This is a genomic window from Bradyrhizobium sp. 6(2017) (genome assembly GCF_011058295.2).
In the GTDB taxonomy this organism is placed as follows: Bacteria; Pseudomonadota; Alphaproteobacteria; order Rhizobiales; family Xanthobacteraceae; genus Bradyrhizobium; species Bradyrhizobium septentrionale.
Genome location: NZ_CP049289.2, coordinates 9446782 through 9467833 on the forward strand (window position 1 = coordinate 9446782; position 21052 = coordinate 9467833).

Genomic DNA, 21052 nt, shown 5'->3' on the forward strand with positions numbered 1-21052 from the left:
AGACGGCGGGCGAGACGAGATGACGCAGGCACAGCTCGCGCAGGGGAATGATCCTCTGCTCGCGGTTCGCGACGTCAGCGTCGTGTTCGGCGGCATCATCGCGTTGAACGGCGTGTCGTTCGACATGCGTCATGGACAGATCCTCGGCCTGATCGGGCCGAACGGCGCCGGCAAGACGACGCTGTTCAACTGCCTGTCGCGGCTGTACCAGCCGTCATCCGGCGACATCCTGATGGAAGGCAAGAGCATCCTGTCGCGCCCGCCGCACCGGATCGCCGAGATCGGTATCGGCCGCACCTTCCAGAACGTCGCGCTGTTCCCCAACCTGTCCGTGATCGACAATGTGCGCGTCGGCGCGCATGCGCGCACCTCGAGCGACATCGTCAGCGACTCGCTGCGCCTCGCCTGGGTCCGCCGCGGCGAGCACGACATGAACAAGAAGGTGCACGACATCCTCGGCTATCTCGATCTCGAGGACGTCGCCCACACCGTGGTCTCGGGACTTCCGTTCGGCACCCAGAAGCGCGTCGAGCTGGCGCGCGCTTTGGCCGCGGATCCGAAGATCCTGCTGCTCGACGAGCCGGCCGGCGGCCTCAATCACGAGGAAGTCTACGTGCTCGGCGACCTCATCCGAAAAATCCGCGACGACCGTAAAATTACGGTGTTGCTGGTCGAGCATCACATGGGTCTCGTGATGTCGATCGCCGACCACGTCGTCGCGCTCAATTTCGGCCGCAAGCTTGCCGAAGGCACGCCGGCCCAGGTCCAGGCCGACCCTGATGTCATCAAGGCCTATCTGGGGAGCAAGGACCAATGACAGCGATGCTCAACGTCAAGGACCTGCGCGCCTATTACGGTCAGGTCCAGGCCTTGCACGGCCTCAGTTTCTCGCTCAACGAGGGTTCGTTGACCACGCTGCTCGGCGCCAACGGCGCCGGCAAGACCACCACGCTGCGGGCGATCTGCAACATGGTGCGCTCGACCGGCGCGATCGAGTTCGAGGGCAAGCCGATCGGCACCCGTTCGACCGAGAACGTGGTCCGCCTCGGGATTGCCCATGTGCCGCAGGGCCGCGGCACCTTCACCAACATGACGGTGGAGGAAAACCTGCAGCTCGGCGCCATCAGCCGCTCGGACAAGCAGGCCATCGGCTCCGACATCGAGCGAATGTACGAACATTTCCCGGTGCTGAAGCAACGCTACACCCAGCAGGCAGGCACGCTGTCGGGCGGCGAGCAGCAGATGCTCGCGGTGGCGCGCGCGCTGATGCTGCGGCCGCGGCTGATGCTGCTCGACGAGCCGTCATTCGGCCTCGCGCCGCTGATCGTGCGCGACCTGTTCCGCATCCTCGGCAAGATCAATCGCGAGGAAAAGGTGACCATCCTGGTGGTCGAGCAGAACGCGCAGCTCGCGCTCGAGCTCGCCGACCAGGCCTATGTGATCGAAACCGGACGGATCGTGATGTCGGGCAATGCCAAGGACATCGCGAACAACGAAGACGTCCGCAAATCCTATCTCGGCTACTGAGGAGCTGGCACAATGGAGCTTTTTGCCAACCAGGTCCTGGCCGGCATCGCCACCGGCGCGATCTATGCCTGCATGGCGCTCGCGGTGGTCATGATCTACCAGGCCATCGACCATCTGAATTTCGCCCAGGGCGAAATGGCGATGTTCTCGACTTTCGTCTCCTGGCAGCTGATGCAATGGGGCGTGCCATATTGGGGCGCTTTCGTGCTCACCGTCGCGTTTTCCTTCGCCGCCGGCATTGCGATCGAGCGGCTCTTGTTCAAGCCGCTGGCGAAGGCGCCGATCCTGACCAACGTCGCCGGTTTTATCGCGCTGTATGCGATCATCAACAGCGTCGCCGGCCTGATCTGGGACTTCACCATCAAGCAATATCCGACGCCGTTCGGCTCTTCCCCGTTCCTCGGCAGCCAGCTGATCTCGACCCACCAGGCCGGCATGATCGGCATTACGCTCTTGATGCTGCTCCTGCTGTTCTTCTTTTTCCGCTTCACCCGGGTGGGTCTTGCGATGCGTGCCGCCGCATCGGTGCCGGAATCGGCGCGGCTGGTCGGCATCAACACCTCGTGGATGATCGCGCTGGGCTGGGGCATGGCCGCGGCGATCGGCTCAATCGCCGGCATGATGATCGCGCCGGTGGTGTTCCTCGAGCCGAACATGATGCTGGGCGTGCTGATCTACGGGTTTGCTGCCGCCGTGCTCGGCGGCCTGACCAGTCCGTTCGGCGCGGTGATGGGCGGCTTCCTGGTCGGCATCTTCGAGAACCTCGTCGGCACCTACATCCCCGGGGTCGGCAATGAGCTGAAACTTCCGATCGCGCTTGCGCTGATCATTGTCGTCCTGGTCGTCAAACCGGCAGGCCTGTTCGGTCGCGCCATCGTGAAGCGAGTTTGATCATGAGCGCCGCTGAAGAAGTCGAAGTCGTCACCGAAGGCCAGGCCGTCGAGGCCGTTCCCAAGCGCGCCATGACGCTCGGCTATGGCACCTCGCTCGTGGTGCTCGCCGCGCTGATCCTGATCCCGCTGTTCGTGAAGAACTTCATCATCTTCCAGATGACGATGCTTCTGATCTACGGCCTCGCGGTGATGGCGCTCAACATCCTGACCGGCGGCTCCGGACAGTTCTCGCTCGGTCAGAGCGCGTTCTACGCCGTCGGCGCCTATACCTCGGCGATCCTGATGGAGCATGTGGGCATGAACTATGCCCTCACGCTGCCTATCGCCGGCATCGTCTGCTTCGGCTTCGGCTTCCTGTTCGGCCAGCCGGCGCTGCGGCTTTCCGGCGTCTATCTGGCGCTCGCCACCTTTGCGCTCGCAACCGCGATGCCGCAGCTCCTCAAGCTCGGCTATTTCGAGCACTGGACCGGCGGCGTGCAGGGGCTGGTCGTGACCAAGCCGGATGCGCCGTTCGGCCTGCCGATGGGGCAGGACATGTGGCTGTATTACTTCACGCTGGTGGTCACGATCGCGATCTATATCGCCTCGGTGAACCTGTTGCGCTCGCGCTCCGGCCGCGCCTTCATGGCGATCCGCGACAACGAGATCGCGGCCTCCGCGATGGGCGTCGACGTCGCGCTGTACAAGACGCTGGCGTTCGGCGTCTCGGCCGGCATTACCGGCGTCGCCGGCGGTCTCGGCGCCATCGCGGTGCAGTTCGTGGCGCCCGACGGCTACACCATCCAGCTCGCGATCTCGCTGTTCCTCGGCATGGTGGTCGGCGGCGTCGGCTGGCTGCCCGGCTCGATCGTAGGCTCCGCCTTCATCATCTTCGTGCCGAATATCGCGGAAGGCATCTCCAAGGGCCTTTCGGGTGCGGTGTTCGGCGTGCTGCTGTTCCTCGTCATCTTCCTCGTGCCGCACGGCGCCAGGCAGGTTGCGATCGTTGCCCAGCAACTGGCCGCAAAGCTCAAGAAAAACTAACAGCCTATCGAAGCAAACCAGGAGACATTATGCTTTCTACCGTTCGGATCGCCGCGATTTCCGCGGCGATCGTCGCTGTTGCTGCGACGTCCACTGCCGCATTCGCCCAAAAGAAATACGACACCGGCGCAAGCGATACCGAGATCAAGGTCGGCAACATCATGCCGTATTCGGGACCGGCCTCCGCCTATGGCGTGATCGGCAAGACCGAAGAAGCCTACTTCAAGATGATCAACGATCAGGGCGGCATCAACGGCCGCAAGGTCAGCTTCGTGAGCTATGACGACGCCTATTCGCCGCCGAAGGCGGTCGAACAGGTGCGCAAGCTGGTCGAGAGCGACGAGGTGCTCGTCGTGTTCAACCCGCTCGGCACGCCGTCGAACACCGCGATCCAGAAGTACCTCAACTCCAAGAAGATCCCGCAGCTGTTCGTCGCCACCGGCGCCACCAAGTGGAACGACCCGAAGAACTTCCCGTGGACCATCGGCTGGCAGCCCAGCTACCAGAGCGAAGCGCAGATCTATGCCAAATGGCTGTTGAGGGAGAAGCCCGACGCCAAGGTCGCGATCCTCTATCAGAACGACGATTTCGGCAAAGACTACCTCAAGGGCACCAAGGACGGTTTCGGCGCCAAGGCGGCCTCCAGCATCATCATGGAGGAGAGCTATGAGGTCTCCGAGCCGTCGATCGACGGCCATATCGTCAAGATCAAGGCCGCCAATCCCGACGTGCTGCTGATCTACACCACGCCGAAATTCGGCGCCCAGACCATCAAGAAGACCGCCGAGCTCGGCTGGAAGCCGCTGCAGATCATCACCAACGTGGCGATCTCGGTCGGCAGCGTGATGCAGCCCGCCGGCTTCGAGAACGCCCAGGGCGTGCTCTCGGCCGCCTATGCCAAGGACGGCTCCGACCCGCAATGGGGCAACGATCCCGGCATGAAGAAGTGGAACGCCTTCCTCGACAAGTACATGCCGGGCGTCGACAAGACCGACAACGGCGTCGTCTACGGCTATGGCGCCGCGCAGACGCTCGCCAAGGTGCTCGAAATGTGCGGCGACGATCTGAGCCGCGCCAACGTCATGAAGCAGGCCGCGAGCCTGAAGGACTTTACGCCGGACACCCTGTTGCCCGGCGTCAAGATCAACACCTCGGCCACCGATTTCGCCCCGATCGCCCAGCTGCAGATGCAGCGCTTCAAGGGCCAGAAATGGGAACTGTTCGGCGAGATCATCTCCGGCGACGTTCCCTCCGAGTAACGTTGCACTGCGGGAATAAAACAACGGCCTCCGCGATCCCGTCGCGGGGGCTTTTTGTTGACGCCCGGCGCCGATGGTATTGAATACACGGCACAAGAATACGAGGTGGGGAAACCATGATTGCCGTACGCCCGTCCCTGACGGCGCTATTGTCCGCATTCGCTCTGATCCTGACGAGCTGCAATGCCGTGCTGGCGCAGAAGGCCTACGACACCGGGGCCAGCGACACCGAGATCAGGATCGGCAACACCGTGCCCTACAGCGGTCCCGCCTCAGCCTATGGCGTGATCGGCAGGACCGAGGCGGCCTATTTCAAGATGATCAACGCGTCCGGCGGCATCCGCGGCCGCAAGATCACGTTCATCTCCTATGACGACGGCTACTCGCCGGCCAAGACCGTGGAGCAGACGCGCAAGCTGGTCGAGGACGACGAGGTGCTGCTGGTGTTCGGCTCGGTCGGCACCTCAAGCAACGCCGCGATCCGAAAGTACATGAACGAGAAGCAGGTGCCGCAGCTGTTCATCGCTTCCGGCGCCTCCAAGTGGAACGACCCCAAGGACTATCCATGGACCATGGGCTGGCAACCGTCCTACCAGGACGAGGCGCGGGTGTACGCAAAATACATCATGAAGCACAAGCCCGACGCCAAGGTCGGCGTGCTTTACCAGAATGACGATTTCGGCAAGGACTACCTCAAGGGACTGAAGGACGCTTTCGGCGACAAGGCCACGATGATCGTCGCCGAAGAGGCCTACGAGACGTCGGAGCCCACAATCGACAATCGCATCATCAAGCTGAAGGCCGCCGGCGCCGACACCTTCGTCAGCGTCACGACGCCAAAATTCGCGGCGCAGGCCATCAAGAAGGCGGCCGAGATCGCGTGGACGCCGCTGCAGTTCGTCGCCAACGTTTCGGCTTCGGTCGGCGGCGTGATGCAGCCGGCGGGCTTCGAGAATTCGCAGGGCATCCTGTCGGCGTCCTACCTCAAGGACGGCGCCGACCCACAATGGGACAAGGATCCCGGCATGGAGAAATTCCTTGCCTTCCTCAAGAAGGATTATCCCGACGCCAACAAGCTCGACGGCGCCACCTCCTTCGGTTACGCCGCCGCGCAGACCATGGCGAAGGTGCTGGAAATGTGCGGTGACGATCTGACCCGCGCCAATATCATGAAGCAGGCCGCGAGCCTGAAGGATTATGTCCCCGACACGCTGCTGCCGGGCATCAGCATCAACACCTCGGCCACCGACTTCGCGCCGATCAAGCAGCTGCGCCTGATGCGGTTCAAGGGCGAGAGGTGGGAGCTGTTCGGTGACATCATTTCGAGCAATCTGAGCAACTAGGACGACGCACGGCCTCAACGCAAACGTTTCGCGTGTATCGCGAGGCGCTTCCGCAACGCAGGTTTTCCTCGCATCGCGTTCGACTAAATGACGCCCTCCGCGGCACCACCGCGGGGGGCTTCCTGTTGCTGGCACCAGGCGAAAGGTATTCAATGCCGCGAGGGGCCGCGAAGTGCTCCCATTCCAAAAATCGTGACACATTCATGGTGATCCAAGGGAGATCAAAATGCCTGCTATCCACTTGCGATTGGGGGCCATTTCGGCTGCCCTCGCACTGCTCGCGGCGGCCACGAGCCCCGCCGTCGCGCAGAAGAAATACGACACCGGCGCCAGCGACACCGAGATCAAGATCGGCAACATCATGCCCTACAGCGGAGCAGCCTCCGCCTATGGCGTGATCGGCAAGACCGAGGAAGCCTATTTCCGCAAGGTTAACGCCGAGGGCGGCATCAACGGCCGCAAGATCACCTTCATCAGCTACGACGACGCCTACACGCCGCCGAAGACCGTCGAGCAGGCGCGCAAGCTCGTCGAGAGCGATGAGGTGCTGATCATCTTCAATTCGCTCGGCACGCCGCCGAACTCGGCGATCCAGAAATACATGAACCAGAAGAAGGTGCCGCAACTGTTCGTCGCCACCGGGGCCACCAAGTGGAACGACCCGAAGGAATTCCCCTGGACCATGGGCTGGCAGCCCAACTACCAGAGCGAGTCCATCATCTATGCGAAGTACATCCTGAAGAACAAGCCGGACGCCAGGATCGCGGTGCTCTACCAGAACGACGATTACGGCAAGGACTATCTGAAGGGATTCAAGGACGGGCTCGGCGCCAAGGCCGCCTCAATGATCGTCGCCGAGGACAGCTACGAGGTGACCGAGCCGACCATCGATTCCCACATCGTCAAGCTCAAGGCCACCGGCGCCGACGTATTCTTCAACATCACGACGCCGAAATTCGCGGCACAGGCCATCAAGAAGAACAACGAGCTCGGCTGGAAGCCGCTGCATTTCCTCAACAACGTCTCCTCGTCGATCGGCAGCGTGATCAAGCCGGCGGGCTTCGAGAACGCCCAGGACATCGTCTCGTCGCAATATCTGAAGGATCCGACCGATCCGCAGTGGAAGACCGACAAGGGCATGATCGCCTGGAACCAATTCCTGGATAAGTACTACCCTGAAGCAAACCGCGCCGACGCGTCCGTGATGTACGCCTACACCGTCGCGCAGGGTCTCGAGCACGTGCTGCGGGCGTGCGGCGACAATCTGACGCGCGAGAACATCATGAAGCAAGCCGCCAGCATCCGCGACCTCGAGCTCGGCGGCCTGTTGCCGGGCGTCAAGGTCAACACCTCGGCGACCGACTTCGCGCCGCTTTCGCAACTGCAACTGATGCGGTTCAAGGGCGAGACCTGGGAGCGCTTTGGTGAAATTTTGAGCGGCGACGTCGGCGGCTAACCCGAAATTGTCGACTAAAGACGAGAGCCCCTGCGGCGTTGTCGCAGGGGCTTTTCATTGAGACCGACCGCCTAAAATGCTAATCACTACAGCCAAATAAGAGAGCCCTCGAAACAAGGGGGCCGCGACACATCCGTCTGACAACAGGGAGAGAGACATCAATGTCCGCTACCACTAGACTTGCGGTCCTCGGGGCCGCGCTCGCGCTCGTCGCCACGTCCGGCAGCGCCGCGTTTGCCCAGAAGAAATACGACACCGGCGCCAGCGACACCGAAATCAAGATCGGCAACATCATGCCCTACAGCGGACCCGCATCCGCCTACGGCATCATCGGCCGCACCGAGGCCGCCTATTTCAAGAAGATCAACGACGCCGGCGGCATCAACGGCCGCAAGATCAACTTCATCTCCTACGATGACGCCTATTCGCCGCCGAAAGCCGTGGAGCAGGCCCGCAAGCTGGTCGAGAGCGACGAGGTGCTGCTGATCTTCAACTCGCTCGGCACGCCGTCCAACTCGGCGATCCAGAAGTACATGAATTCCAAGAAGGTGCCGCAGCTGTTCGTCGCCACCGGCGCCACCAAGTGGAATGACCCGAAGGACTTTCCCTGGACCATGGGCTGGCAGCCCAACTACCAGAGCGAGACCCAGATCTACGCAAAATACATTCTGAAGAACATGCCGAACGCCAAGATCGCGGTGCTGTTCCAGAATGACGATTACGGCAAGGACTATCTGAAGGGTCTCAAAGACGGCCTTGGCCAGAAGGCCGCCAGCATGATCGTCGCCGAAGAGAGCTTCGAGACTTCCCAGCCCACGATCGACAGCAACATCGTCAAGCTGAAGTCCAGCAACGCCGACGTCTTCATCGACATCGCGACGCCGAAATTCGCGGCGCAGGCGATCAAGAAGATTGCCGAGATCGGCTGGAAGCCGACCCACTTCCTCAACAACGTGTCGGCCTCGGTCGGCAGCGTGATCAAGCCGGCCGGCTTCGAGAACGCGCAAGACATCATCTCGGCCGCCTACCTGAAGGACGCCTCCGACAAGCAGTGGGACAATGATCCCGGCATGAAGGAATTCTACGCCTTCATGGCCAAGGACTTCCCCGAGGGCGACAAGCTCGACGGCGGCACCGTGGTCGGCTTCGGCGTGGCCCAGACCCTGGTCCAGGTGCTCAAGCAGTGCGGCGACAACCTCACCCGCGAGAACATCATGAAGCAGGCGGCGAACCTGCAGGACTTCCGCACCGAGGTGCTGCTGCCCGGCATCAAGATCAACACCGCCGCGAATGATTTCGCCCCGATCAGCCAGTTGCAGCTGATGAAGTTCAAGGGCGAGAAATGGGAACTGTTCGGTGACGTCATCAGCGCCGACGTCGGCGGCTGATTTCCCGCAAATTACCGGCTGAGAATGGCCCCCTGCGATACCGTCGCAGGGGGCTTTTCATGAGCTAGAGCACCCGCCCGCCGCCCGGCCCGGGCGATGCCGCTTACACTTTGCCCGGCAATGCGCTAGGAAATCCCGCAAGAAACCGCCCCTCGCGCGGCGGCAACAACAAGGAGATTTCGGGAAATGCCGATGCCGATCCGACACCGTATCGCAACCGCCCTGCTCGGCCTCGCTGTCGCCACCGCGGCCGGCAATGCCGCATGGGCGCAGAAGAAATACGACACCGGTGCGAGCGATACCGAGATCAAGATCGGCAACATCGTGCCCTATAGCGGCCCGGCGTCGGCCTATGGCGTGGTCGGCAAGGCGATGGCCGCCGTGTTCAAGAAGGTCAACGACGACGGCGGCGTCAACGGGCGCAAGATCAACTTCGTGTCCTATGACGACGCCTATTCGCCACCGAAGGCCGTGGAGCAGGCGCGCAAGCTGGTCGAAAGCGACGAGGTGCTGTTCCTGTTCGGCACGCTCGGCACCGCCTCCAACACCGCGATCCAGAAGTATCTCAACGCCAAGAAGGTGCCGCAGCTGTTCGTCGCCACCGGCGCCACCAAGTGGAACGACCCGAAGAGCTTCCCCTGGACCATGGGCTGGCTGCCCAGCTACCAGAGCGAGTCGCGGATCTACGCGAAATATCTGCTCAAGGAGAAGCCGGCCGCCAAGGTCGCGGTGCTCTACCAGAACGACGACATGGGCAAGGACTACCTCAAGGGCCTGGAGGACGGCTTCGCCAGCGATCCCGCGCGGATCGCCGCCAAGGAGAGCTATGAAGTCGCCGAACCGACCATCGATTCCCATGTGGTGCGACTGAAATCCTCCAACCCCGACGTCATCATCTTCTTCACCACGCCGAAATTCGGCGCCCAAGCGATCAAGAAGCTCGGCGAGATGAACTGGAAGCCGGTGACGTTCGTTTCCAACGTATCGGCCTCCACCGCGACGGTGATGCGTCCGGCCGGGCTCGACAATGCGCAGGGCGTGATCTCGGCGGCCTACGCCAAGGACGCCAGCGATCCGCAGTGGAAGGACGACGCAGGCATGAAGGCGTTCGACGATTTGCTCGCCAAATACATGCCCGACACCAACCGTGTCGATGCCTCGGCGATGACCGGCTACAACATGGCAACCACCATGGTCGAGGTGCTGCGCCGCTGCGGCGACGACCTCACCCGCGCCAATGTGATGAAGCAGGCGGCAAGCCTGAAGCAGTTTGCGCAGGGCGGCCTGCTGCCCGGCGTCACGCTGAGTACAAGTCCCGACGACTTCCAGCCGATCGAGCAACTGCAACTGATGCAGTTCAAGGGCGAGCGCTGGCAATTGTTCGGCGACGTCATCAGCGGCGAAGTCGTCGGAAACTAGAGACGGAACGGAGCTTGTTTCGATTGGAGGCAACGCACCTTCCTTCACCTCTCCCGCTTGCGGGGGAGGTCGGATCGCATCAAAGATGCGATCCGGGTGGGGGCTTTCCCCCGCAGTGCGACTCGTGGCAGCACCCCCACCCTAGCCCTCCCCCGCGAGCGGGAGAGGGAACACAGCGTTAATGCGGCCCAATCTACCCACGTCCCGGCTCTCGCGAAGGTATACCCATGCCCGACCGTCGTCCGTTCCTGCGTTCGATCTTTGATGCCGCGGTGGCGGCTGCGCATCCCGATGTCGTGCTGGCATCGCGGTTGCGGCCGGCGCCGAAGGGACGCGTGATCTGCCTTGCCGCCGGCAAGGGCGCCGGCGCCATGGCCGCGGCGGCGGAACGGCACTATCTCGACACGCTCGGCCTTGCACCGACGCGGCTGGTCGGCATCGCCACCACGCGCCATGGCCATGGTGTGCCGACCCGCCGGATCAAGGTGGTCGAGGCCGGCCACCCGGTGCCGGATGAGGCCGGCCTGCGGGCGGCCGACGATACGCTGCGGCTCGCCGCCGAGGCGACGGCAGACGATCTCCTGCTGGTGCTGCTGACCGGCGGCGGTTCGGCGAACTGGATCGCGCCGGTCGAAGGCGTGAGCTTCGCCCAGAAGCAGCAGGTCAACCGCGCGCTGCTGCGCTCCGGCGCGCCGATCGGCGAGATGAACATCGTCCGCAAACACCTGTCGCGGATCAAGGGCGGACGGCTGGCGCGCGCCGGCCAGCACGCCGCCGAGATCGTCACGCTGGCGATCTCAGACGTGCCGCATGACGATCCCTCCGCGATCGCCTCGGGACCCACGGTACCGGATCCAACCACGCTCGCGGATGCCCGCGCGCTGGTCGCCAGATACGATCTCTCCGTCGATGACGCGGTCCGCCGCGCGCTTGACGATCCCAGGAACGAGAGCTGCAAGCCCGGCGATCCCGCCTTTGCGCGGGCGACGTTCGAACTGCTGGCGAAGCCGAATGCCTCGATCGATGCCGCCGTGAAGGTCGCGCAGGACGCCGGCTATGAGACCATCGCGCTTGGCGCCGATCTCGAAGGCGAGGCCCGCGACGTCGCGGCCGGGCACGCGCGGCTCGCGCTGAAAGCGCGCAGCGAAGGCAAGCGGATCGCAATCATCTCCGGAGGCGAGCTCACGGTGACCGTGCGCGGCAATGGCCGCGGCGGGCCCAACCAGGAATACGCGCTGGCGCTGGCCGATCTGCTCAAGGATGTGCCCGACATCTCCGCGCTCGCCGCCGACACCGACGGCGCCGATGGCGGTGCCGGCAACGCCACCGACCCCGCCGGGGCCGTGATCGATCAGGCGACGTTCGCGAAGATGAAATCGATCGGCCTCGATCCGAGGGCCTATCTCGAGAACAATGACGCCACGGGCTTCTTCGCGCAGACCGGGGACCTGTTGCTGACCGGGCCGACGCTGACCAACGTCAACGATGTCAGGGTGATCCTGGTGGATTGATCCATCGTCATTCCGGGGGCGATGCGTAGCATCGACCCCGGAATCTCACTCGACCACCTCTGGATTCCGGGTTTGCGCTGACGCGCGCCCCGGAATGGCGCGTAACCATCCAGTCATTGCATGACAGGCTCCGCGACTTGTCCGCCGAAACCTTGGCGATGGCGCAAGCAATCCAGCACGCCGCCCCAATCCTGCGCGCGACCTCAACGCGCGCTGAAGGTGAGGCCGGCACGGGCCTTCAGACGGTCGCGCAAGGCCGGCCCCATCAGTGCGCCTGGCGTCCAGATGCCGCCCTCGCCCTGCACGTCGCGCACGAGGCAGAGTGCGCTCTCGGCGATCATCTTGCTGGTCGAGCCATAGCCCGGATCGCGGTCGCCGGTGACGACGGCCTCGACCGGTCCGCCATCCGGCACCTCGCCCAGAAAGAAGATGTCGTAGAAGCCCCTCTCGCGCGCTTCCCGGGTCGGGCCTGCGCCGCGTTTGAGACCGCCGGTCCCGAACAAGGACACCACCGTGGCGAGCGCCTCCGTCGTCACGCTCGCGATGTCCCCAAGTCCCGGCGCCACCATCATCTCGTCATAAACGAAGTCCCTGCCGTAGGGATGTCCCAACAGGAAGTTCGTGCGGTGCACGTTCTTGGTGTTGATCGGCGCCATTGGGAACGGCACGAGCCACGCGTGCATGCTCGTGTCATATTCGGGGACGAGGCCCGATGGCTGAGACGGCCCGGTGAAGCCCGGCGTCAACGCGAACGGATCGGTCAGCAGCCGGATCAGGGCCGGGTCGCGCGCCGCGGTGGCCAGCGTCGCCTGAGCGCTCGCCGCGGTCCCACCGGACATGCCGCCCTTCACCTTGCGCAGACGAGCCTTGACCCGCCGCGCCGGGCGTCCGAATTTCTCGCGCGCTTTCTCCTGCAACGTGAGCACACCGAGGTCGAACGGGATGGAATCGAAGCCACAGGAGAAGACGATGCGCGCGCCGGTCCGTTTCGCCTCTTCGTGATGGACGTCGATCATGCGCCGCATCCAGCCCGGTTCACCGCAAAGATCAACATAGGCCGTGCCGGTGGCCGCGCAGGCCGCCACTAGCTCGGGACCGTGAAGCTGATAGGGCCCGACCGTGGTGACGATCACGGCCGCGCGCTCGCACATCGAACGCAGGCTGGCCGGCTCGGCGGCATCCGCCTTCACCAACGGCAAATCGTCCGGTGCGCCGATGTCGGCACGGACCTTCTGGAGTTTGTCGGTCGAACGTCCCGCAATTGCCCAGGACGGAGCATCGTCGCCGCGATAAGATGTCGCCAGATATTCGGCGATGAGACGGCCAGTGTAACCCGTCGCGCCATAGACGATGAGGTCGAAGTCCCGCTTCACGGCGTTGATCCTCCTCGGGCCCCCCGGAAGCGATCCCTTCAGATCCGTTAGCAACGCTCGGTACGCTTCGCGGCCACTTTGGCGAGGGGCCATGCAACATTCGGGCGCACCCTGTCGCGCTCGACGGAGGATACCACAGTTCCCGTCCTTGGGCGCGTAACCCTCCCCGGCGATTTCCGGCCTTCCCTCGAGAGCCGTCGTGAGTACGGATGCTGGGTCTGGTCGGCGTGAGCTCGAAGCAGACAGCCGACACATTTGGCCGCCTGTGGCCGCTTGCAAACGCCCTCCGACGGCCTACCATGGATTGGGGAGCTCACCGTGCAGGAGCGAAGCCATGGAACTCACCGTGGTGCCCATCGTCAAGCCGGATGAGACCAACTTCATCTTCGGCCAGTCGCACTTCATCAAGACCGTGGAAGACCTTCACGAAGCGCTGGTGGGCGCGGTGCCGCGCATCCGCTTCGGGTTGGCTTTCTGCGAGGCCTCCGGCAAGCGGTTGGTGCGCTGCTCCGGTAACGACGACGCCTCGTTCGCCTTGGCACGCGACAACGCATTGGCGATCGGCGCCGGTCACACCTTCCTGATTTTCCTCGGCGACGGGTTCTTTCCCGTCAACGTGCTGGCGGCGGTGCGCGCGGTGCCAGAGGTCTGCCGCATCTATTGCGCGACGGCCAATCCCACACAGGTGATCGTCGCGCAGACGGAGCTCGGGCGCGGCGTGCTCGGCGTGGTGGATGGCGCCTCGCCGCTTGGCGTCGAAACCGACGCCGACATAGCGTGGCGGAAGGATCTGCTGCGAAACATCGGCTACAAGCTTTAGACCGCGATGGGTTCGTCGCCTGGCGGCGCCCGCATGCCGGATATGTATCAACCCAGCGCGTCATTGCGAGCGGATGGGCCGTCACACCCCCTCAAAACTCCTGCGCGAGCTTCGCCAGCATCTCCAGCAACGCGGCGTGGTTGGCGGGGCCGAGCACCTCGATCAGCCGCGCCTCGTGCTTGTTGGCCACCAGCTTCTTGGCGCGCGCCAACACGGCGCGGCCCCTGTCGGTCAGGACCAGGATGTGGGAGCGGCGGTCGTTGGTGGAGCGCATCCGCGCGCAAAGGTCGCGGCTCTCCAGCGCATCGAGCATGGCGACGAAATTCGGCCTGAGGATGCCGAGCGTGTTGGCGATCTCGGTCTGGTTGCGGCCCGGATTCTTGTCGAGCAGCAGCAGCACCGAGAACTGCGCCGGCGTCAGCTGCAGCGGCGCGACGCAGCGCAGGAAGTCCTCGAAGACCTTGAGTTGCGCACGCTTCAGCGAATAGCCGAGCAGTCCGGACAGTTCGCCCAGTTGCAGCATGCTGTCGTCCCCGGCAGGATCGACCGGTTCCCTGCGCAGGGCACGCGGTGATCGGACGGCATCGGCGGCGGTCTTGGAAACAGTCATCGCTCCAGGCTCGCAATCCCGGTACAAAAACCCCGCGGGACGCTCGGGGACCTTGAGATTATATCTAATAATCGTTATGCACTATATCAAATATCGGCGCCTATCAACAGCCGATATCGGCCGACCCGACCGGCGCAACCGGTTGCGGCGGTCCGACGCCTAAGGGGGAGCGCCCGGCCTTGAACACAACGATCATGCTGTTCCTGCTGCAGGACGGCATCACCAATGGCGCGATCTACGCACTGCTCGGGCTGGCCCTGGTGCTGGTGTTCGCGGTGACGCGGGTGATCCTGATCCCGCAGGGCGAATTCGTGACCTACGGCGCGCTGAGCTACGCCATGCTGGCGACCGGCCAGGTGCCCGGCACGGTGCGGCTTGCCGTCGCGATGGGCCTCGTCGCTTTCGCCCTCGACCTGTTCTTCGCCCGCAAGGCGCTGCATGCGCGGCTGATGATGCGCTCCGTCGCGCTCAACATCGTCTTCCCCTTCGCGCTGCTCGGCCTCGTTTACGCCCTGGTTGGTCCCAACACGCCGGTCGCCGTCAACATTGCACTGGCGCTCCTGATCGTGGCGGCGATCGGGCTGTTCCTCTACCGCATCGCTTTCCAGCCGATCGCGCACACATCGGTGCTGGTGCTCCTGATCGCCTCGGTCGGCTGCCACCTCGCGCTGCAGGGCCTGGGCCTGGTGTTCTTCGGCGCCGAAGGCCTGCGCGCCCCGGCGCTGTCGAACGCCGCGCTGACCGCGGGCCCGCTGCGCTTCACCGGCCAGAGCCTCGCCGTCTACGCCTTGACGGTCGGCTTCATCGTCGCGCTGTGGCTGTTCTTCGGCTACACCAAGACCGGCAAGGCGCTGCGCGCCACCGCGGTCAACCGCCTCGGCGCCCGCCTGGTCGGCATCCGCACCACGCTGTCAGGCCAGATCGCATTCCTGCTCGCCTCCGTGATCGGCGCCATCTCCGGCATCCTGATCGTGCCGATCACCACGCTCTATTACGACACCGGCTTCCTGATCGGCCTGAAGGGCTTCATCGCCGCCATCATCGGGGGCCTGGTCAGCTATCCCCTGACCGCGGTCGCCGCCATCGTGGTCGGCATCGTCGAGGCCTTCTCATCCTTCTACGCCAGCAATTTCAAGGAAGTCATCGTGTTCACGCTGATCCTCCCCGTGCTCGTGTTGCGCTCGCTTGCAGCGCCCGCGGTCGAAGAAGAGAAGGATTGAGCGCGATGACGCAGCGGCTCCCTCTCATCATCTTCGCGCTCGTGCTGGCGGTGATCCCGCTCGTCCCGGGCATTCCGCCGTTCTGGATCGTGCTGCTCGACAATATCGGCCTCGCCGCGCTGGTCGCGATGGGGCTCGTGCTGCTCACCGGCGTCGGCGGCCTCACCTCGTTCGGGCAGGCCGCGTTCTGCGGTTTCGGTGCCTACACCACGGCGGTGCTGACCACCGCCTATGGCGTCTCGCCCTGGCTGACGCTGCCGGCTTCGCTCGTGGTCAGCGGCATTGCGGCCGTGCTGCTCGGCATTGTCACGGTGCGGCTGTCGGGCCATTATCTGCCGCTCGGCACCATCGCCTGGGGCATCGGCCTGTTCTATCTGTTCAGCAAGCTCGAATTCCTCGGCCGCAACGACGGGATCTCAGGCATTCCGCCGCTCTCGATCGGCTCGTTCAAGATGCTGAGCCCGGATACGATCTATTACGCGATCTGGGTCGCGGTGCTGATCTCCGCGCTGCTGACCATGAACCTGCTGGACTCCCGCACCGGGCGCGCGATCCGCGCCTTGCGGCGCGGCCATGTCGCGGCCGAAGCGTTCGGCGTGCAGACGCCGCGCGCCAAGCTCCTGGTGTTCATCTATGCCGCGGTGCTGGCCGGCCTGTCCGGCTGGCTCTATGCGCATTTCCAGCGCGCCGCCAACCCGACGCCGTTCGGCGCGCAGGCCGGCATCGAGTATCTGTTCATCGCCGTCGTCGGCGGCGCCGGTTACGTCTGGGGCGCGGTGCTCGGCGCCGGCATCGTCGTGATCCTCAAGGAGGTGCTGCAGAGCTACCTGCCCTACATCTTCGGCGGCCAGAGCCAGCTCGAGACCATCGTGTTCGGCATCATGCTGGTGCTGCTGCTGCAACTCGCGCCATCCGGCGTCTGGCCCTGGCTGATGTCGCGGCTGCCGCTCAAGCCGGCCCGCAAGACGCCGGACACGTCGCTGAAGCTGGAGCATCGCGAGCGCGCACCAGGTTCGTCTTCGGTGCTACTGCACATCGACAAGGCACGCAAGCAGTTCGGCGGCGTGATCGCAGTGAACGACGTTTCGTTCGACGTCAACGCCCGCGAGATCGTCGCGCTGATCGGCCCGAACGGCGCCGGCAAGAGCACGACCTTCAACCTGATCACCGGCGTGCTGACCGCAACCGGCGGCAAGATCTCCGTGCTCGGCAAGGAAGTGGAGAACGCGCCGCCCCAGGAAGTGGTCAAGCTCGGCGTTTCCAGAACCTTCCAGCACGTCAAGCTGGTGCCCGACATGACCGTGCTCGAGAACGTCGCGATCGGCGCGCATCTGCGCGGGAATTCCGGGGCGATCTCCAGCATGCTGCGGCTCGACCGCGCCGATGAGGCAAAACTGCTGGCGGAAGCCGCGCGGCAGATCGCGCGCGTCGGCCTGTCCGACCAGATCGACCAGCTCGCGGGCTCGCTGTCGCTCGGCCAGCAGCGCATCGTCGAGATTGCGCGTGCGCTGTGCGTCGATCCGATGCTGCTGTTGCTCGACGAACCGGCCGCCGGCCTGCGCCACATGGAGAAGCAGCGGCTGGCCGCGCTGCTCCGGCAATTGCGCGACGGCGGCATGTCGGTGCTGCTGGTCGAGCACGACATGGGGTTCGTGATGGATCTCGCCGACCGCATCGTGGTGCTGGATTTCGGCACCAAGATCGCCGAAGGCACGCCGGCCGCGATCAAGCGCAATCCCGACGTGATCAAGGCCTACCTCGGAGCCGCCGCATGAGCGCGCTGCTGTCGGTTACCGACGTCCACATCGCCTACGGCAAGGTCGAGGCCGTGCGCGGCGTCTCGCTCGACGTTGCCGGGAACGAGATCGTCACCATCATCGGCGCCAACGGCGCCGGCAAGACCACGCTGCTCAACGCCATCATGGGCGTGCTGCCGCTGAAGGGCCGCACCACCTTTGCCGGCGTCGACATGGCGCCATTGGACATCGAAGACCGCGTCGCCACCGGCCTGAGCCTGGTGCCAGAGCATCGCGAATTGTTCGGCACCATGAACGTCGAGGACAATCTCGAGCTCGGCGCCTTCCGGATCGCGAAGGCAACCGCAGCCGTTTCGCTGGAGCGGGTCTATACGCTGTTTCCGCGGCTCAAGGAGCGCCGCAAGCAGCTCGCCGGCACGCTGTCCGGCGGCGAGCAGCAGATGCTGGCGATGGGCCGCGCGCTGATGGGCGCGCCGAAGCTCTTGATGCTGGACGAGCCGAGCCTCGGCCTTGCCCCGATCATCGTCGCCGACATCTTCCGCATCGTCGGCGAGCTCCGCTCCGCCGGCGTCTCGGTGCTGCTGGTCGAGCAGAACGCCCAGGCCGCATTGCAGATCGCCGACCGCGCCTATGTGATGGAGCTCGGCGAATTCGTGCTGTCGGGTCCCGCGAAGGAGATCGCCGCCAACAAGGGCGTCGCCGCGAGCTATCTCGGCTTCCAGCACGAAGGCGAGAGCGTGATTTAGATGACGAAGCCGGCCTTCTTTCGAGGGCCGGCTTGTTACCTCAGCGGATCGTGGCCGGCTCACATCGCCGGGATGTATTTGCCGTCCTTGACCGTCAGCAAGATGCGCGAGCGGTCGTCGAGGCCGTAGCGGTCCTTTTCGGTCCAGTTGTAGACGCCCTGGCTCGCGACGATCTCCTTCTCGGAGATGAACGCCTGACGGATTGCCTCGCGGAATTCCGGCGTGCCGGGCTTGGCGGTCTTCAGCGCCGTCGGGATGATGCGCTTCAGCACCTCGAAGGCATCGTAGGAATGGCCGGCGAACTGGCTGCGGCTGTTGGCACCGTATTTGGCTTCGTAGGCGGCGTTCAGCGTCAGGCCCGGCTTCTTGGTCAGCGCGCTGTCCGCTTGCGTTTCCGGCGACATGATCGGGCCGGCCGACATGATGACGCCTTCCGCCGACGCGCCCGCGATGCGGATGAAGTCCATCGTGGCGGCGCCGTGGGTCTGGTAGATCAGGCCCTTGTAGCCGCGCTCGCGTAGCGCGGTCTGCGGCAGCGCCGCGGCGGTGCCGGACGCGCCGACCAGGATAGCGTCGGGATTGGCGGCGACGAGCTTCAGCACCTGGCCCGCAACCGATGTATCCGGGCGCGCGAAGCGCTCCTCATCGATCATGGTCAAGCCCATCGGCACGGCCTGCGCCTTGAAGTCGTTGACCCAGAGATCGCCGTAGGAATCCGAATAGCCGATATAGCCGACGGTCTTGATGTTGTGCGCCTTCATGTGCTCGTAGAGCACCTTGCCCATGATCGGGATCGACTGCGGCAGGTCGACCGACCATTTTGCGCGGGCCTCATTGATCGCGAATGGCGCCAGCCCAAGATGCGGAATGCCGGCCTCGTTGGCGACCGTCGACACCGCGATCGTCGTCGGCGTGATGCAGGAGCCCATGATGATGTCGGCCTTGGACTCGGTGACGAAGCGCCTCGTATTGGTGGTCGCAGCCGTCGGATCGCCGGCGTCGTCGAGCACGATCAGCTTCAGCGGCACGCCGCCGATCTCCTTCGGCACGAAATCGAGCGCGTTGCGCTCGGGGATGCCGAGCGCCGCGGCGGGCCCGGTGGTCGAGATCGTGATGCCGATGGTGATTTCGTTGGTCTGCGCCTGTGCGGACGCGCCCGGCAGCGCGATCACTGCGGCGAGCACGGCTGCGGCGAGAGTGGCCTTCTTCATTCATTCCTCCCTGCAAGTAAGTCTTTTGGGTTTAAGCCGGTTTTGCGGGCCAATTCAGCCCCTTCTTAGGTCATGAGGGGCTGCAAGTCAGCCCTTCATCAAGTCAGCCGTTCATAAAGCGGTCGATGATCTCCTGCGGAAATGGCGCCGATTTCAGCTTGTCGGGATCGTCCGGATGACGGCCGACCAGCACCCTTGTTTCGAATGCCTCGATCGCCAAGGCCTCGCCCTTGAACACGCGGTGCACCACCTCGAAGCTCGAGCGCTTGATGCTGTCGATCCGGCTCTCGATGGTAATCCAGTCGCCATGGGTCGACGGGATGTGGAATTTCGCCCGCGTGTCGACCATGGGAATACCGACCAGGCCGTATTTGTGGATCAGGTCCTGCTTCGAGCAGCCGGCGGCCTCGAACATGATCGAGGTCGAGTCGTCGAACATCGCGAAATAGCGCGGGTAATAGACGATGTTGGCGGGGTCGCAATCGCCCCACTGGATCTGCACGTCGCGCCGATGGACGAACATGATTTATCGAACTCCGATAGCGCGGCAACGGCGGTGAGCTCCCTCTCCCATGGGGAGAGGGCTGGGGTGAGGGGGTACGGTCTTCGTTGTTGATCGTAGCCCCTCACCCGGATCGCTGCGCGATCCGACCTCTCCCAATGGGAGAGGTGGAAGCGAGCTCGCCGGATGCTGCTGGTTCATCCTCATGACCATAGTCAGCGCGGCGCCATCCGGAGCGCGGCATCGAGCCGCACCACTTCGCCGTTCAGATAGGGATTGTCGATCATGTGCAGCGCCAGCGAGGCGAACTCGTCGGCCTGGCCGAGCCTTCGCGGGAACGGGATCGCGGCGGCGAGCGAATCCTGCGCCTCCTGCGGCAGGCCGGCCAGCAAGGGCGTCATGAACAGGCCGGGCGCGATGGTCAAAACGCGGATGCCGAATTGCGCGAGCTCGCGCGCGATCGGCAAGGTCATCGCGACTATCCCGCCCTTCGAGGCCGAATAGGCCGCCTGCCCGATCTGGCCGTCATAGGCCGCGACCGAGGCCGTCGAGATCACGACGCCGCGCTCGCCGGTCGCGAGCGGCTCGAGCTTCGCCATGTCAGCGGTCGCAAGCCGCAGCATGTTGAAGGAGCCGATCAGATTGACCTTGATCACCTTGTCGAAATCGACGAGCGCCATCGGTCCCTCGCGGCCGATCACGCGTTTTGCTACGCCGATGCCGGCGCAGTTCACCAGCACTCGCGCCGGGCCATGCGCCTTGGCGGCGGCAGCGAACGCAGCCTCGGCGGCCGCCGCATCGGCCACGTCGCAGACCACAGGAATGCCGCCGATCTCGGCCGCCACGCTCTCGGCGAGCTTGGCATTGAGGTCGCAGACCGCGACCTTGGCGCCTTGCGCCGCGAGACGGCGCGCAGTCGCCGCGCCCAATCCCGATGCGCCGCCGGTGACGATGGCGGCCTGGTCCTTCAACTGCATGGAATTCTCCTCTTCAA

General features: G+C 64.3%; 19 protein-coding genes. 14 read left to right on the top strand and 5 right to left on the bottom strand.

Translation table 11 applies throughout. The annotated features are described in order from the left end of the window. The first annotated feature begins 19 nt into the window (after positions 1-19). From G6P99_RS44905 to G6P99_RS44950, 10 genes are all read left to right on the top strand, one after another. Entirely contained in the window at positions 20-817 is a 798-nt protein-coding gene (locus G6P99_RS44905) for an ABC transporter ATP-binding protein (protein ID WP_029077896.1), read from the top strand. Next, positions 814-1527, top strand: coding sequence for an ABC transporter ATP-binding protein (locus G6P99_RS44910; protein WP_029077897.1), 714 nt, complete (start codon positions 814-816; stop codon positions 1525-1527). The genes G6P99_RS44905 and G6P99_RS44910 overlap by 4 nt, the downstream gene beginning before the upstream one ends. A 12-nt stretch (positions 1528-1539) precedes the next feature. Further along, positions 1540-2418: a branched-chain amino acid ABC transporter permease gene (locus G6P99_RS44915; RefSeq protein ID WP_029077898.1), complete on the top strand. Its 879-nt coding sequence runs from the start codon at positions 1540-1542 to the stop codon at positions 2416-2418. 2 nt (positions 2419-2420) lie between these two features. Then, on the top strand, positions 2421-3443 hold the full coding sequence (locus G6P99_RS44920; protein ID WP_029077899.1) for a branched-chain amino acid ABC transporter permease: 1023 nt from the start codon (positions 2421-2423) through the stop codon (positions 3441-3443). 29 nt (positions 3444-3472) lie between these two features. Continuing rightward, complete coding sequence (locus tag G6P99_RS44925) at positions 3473-4702, top strand: ABC transporter substrate-binding protein (RefSeq protein ID WP_165126763.1); 1230 nt, start codon at positions 3473-3475, stop codon at positions 4700-4702. Positions 4703-4818: 116 nt separating this feature from the next. After that, on the top strand, positions 4819-6045 hold the full coding sequence (locus G6P99_RS44930) for an ABC transporter substrate-binding protein (RefSeq protein WP_029077901.1): 1227 nt from the start codon (positions 4819-4821) through the stop codon (positions 6043-6045). 226 nt (positions 6046-6271) lie between these two features. Beyond that, complete coding sequence (locus G6P99_RS44935; protein WP_029077902.1) at positions 6272-7501, top strand: ABC transporter substrate-binding protein; 1230 nt, start codon at positions 6272-6274, stop codon at positions 7499-7501. 161 nt (positions 7502-7662) lie between these two features. Further along, on the top strand, positions 7663-8889 hold the full coding sequence (locus tag G6P99_RS44940) for an ABC transporter substrate-binding protein (RefSeq protein ID WP_029077903.1): 1227 nt from the start codon (positions 7663-7665) through the stop codon (positions 8887-8889). A 192-nt stretch (positions 8890-9081) separates the two neighbouring features. Then, complete coding sequence (locus G6P99_RS44945; protein ID WP_029077904.1) at positions 9082-10308, top strand: ABC transporter substrate-binding protein; 1227 nt, start codon at positions 9082-9084, stop codon at positions 10306-10308. Between the two features lie 227 nt (positions 10309-10535). Beyond that, positions 10536-11819: a glycerate kinase type-2 family protein gene (locus G6P99_RS44950; RefSeq protein WP_029077905.1), complete on the top strand. Its 1284-nt coding sequence runs from the start codon at positions 10536-10538 to the stop codon at positions 11817-11819. Between the two features lie 203 nt (positions 11820-12022). On the opposite strand, the gene G6P99_RS44955 is transcribed toward G6P99_RS44950, so the two are convergent. Continuing rightward, on the bottom strand, positions 12023-13192 hold the full coding sequence (locus G6P99_RS44955; RefSeq protein ID WP_029077906.1) for a saccharopine dehydrogenase family protein: 1170 nt from the start codon (positions 13190-13192) through the stop codon (positions 12023-12025). A 334-nt stretch (positions 13193-13526) separates the two neighbouring features. Here G6P99_RS44955 and G6P99_RS44960 point away from each other — a divergent pair, with 334 nt between their 5' ends. Further along, on the top strand, positions 13527-14012 hold the full coding sequence (locus G6P99_RS44960; RefSeq protein ID WP_029077907.1) for an adenosine-specific kinase: 486 nt from the start codon (positions 13527-13529) through the stop codon (positions 14010-14012). A gap of 91 nt (positions 14013-14103) precedes the next feature. On the opposite strand, the gene G6P99_RS44965 is transcribed toward G6P99_RS44960, so the two are convergent. After that, positions 14104-14622, bottom strand: coding sequence for a MarR family winged helix-turn-helix transcriptional regulator (locus tag G6P99_RS44965; RefSeq protein ID WP_029077908.1), 519 nt, complete (start codon positions 14620-14622; stop codon positions 14104-14106). A gap of 179 nt (positions 14623-14801) precedes the next feature. Between G6P99_RS44965 and G6P99_RS44970 the strand changes: the two genes are divergently transcribed. From G6P99_RS44970 to G6P99_RS44980, 3 genes are read left to right on the top strand one after another with little or no spacing between them, the layout of a single operon-like run. Next, complete coding sequence (locus G6P99_RS44970; protein WP_029077909.1) at positions 14802-15842, top strand: branched-chain amino acid ABC transporter permease; 1041 nt, start codon at positions 14802-14804, stop codon at positions 15840-15842. 5 nt (positions 15843-15847) lie between these two features. Beyond that, on the top strand, positions 15848-17617 hold the full coding sequence (locus G6P99_RS44975) for an ABC transporter permease subunit (protein WP_051345945.1): 1770 nt from the start codon (positions 15848-15850) through the stop codon (positions 17615-17617). Continuing rightward, on the top strand, positions 17614-18345 hold the full coding sequence (locus G6P99_RS44980; protein WP_029077911.1) for an ABC transporter ATP-binding protein: 732 nt from the start codon (positions 17614-17616) through the stop codon (positions 18343-18345). The genes G6P99_RS44975 and G6P99_RS44980 overlap by 4 nt, the downstream gene beginning before the upstream one ends. Before the next feature lie 59 nt (positions 18346-18404). On the opposite strand, the gene G6P99_RS44985 is transcribed toward G6P99_RS44980, so the two are convergent. From G6P99_RS44985 to G6P99_RS44995, 3 genes are all read right to left on the bottom strand, one after another. Further along, on the bottom strand, positions 18405-19556 hold the full coding sequence (locus G6P99_RS44985; RefSeq protein ID WP_029077912.1) for an ABC transporter substrate-binding protein: 1152 nt from the start codon (positions 19554-19556) through the stop codon (positions 18405-18407). Positions 19557-19659: 103 nt separating this feature from the next. Next, positions 19660-20079: an acyl-CoA thioesterase gene (locus G6P99_RS44990; RefSeq protein ID WP_029077913.1), complete on the bottom strand. Its 420-nt coding sequence runs from the start codon at positions 20077-20079 to the stop codon at positions 19660-19662. Between the two features lie 194 nt (positions 20080-20273). Continuing rightward, positions 20274-21035, bottom strand: a complete 762-nt coding sequence (locus G6P99_RS44995; RefSeq protein ID WP_029077914.1) for an SDR family NAD(P)-dependent oxidoreductase — start codon at positions 21033-21035, stop codon at positions 20274-20276. Positions 21036-21052 lie beyond the last annotated feature (17 nt).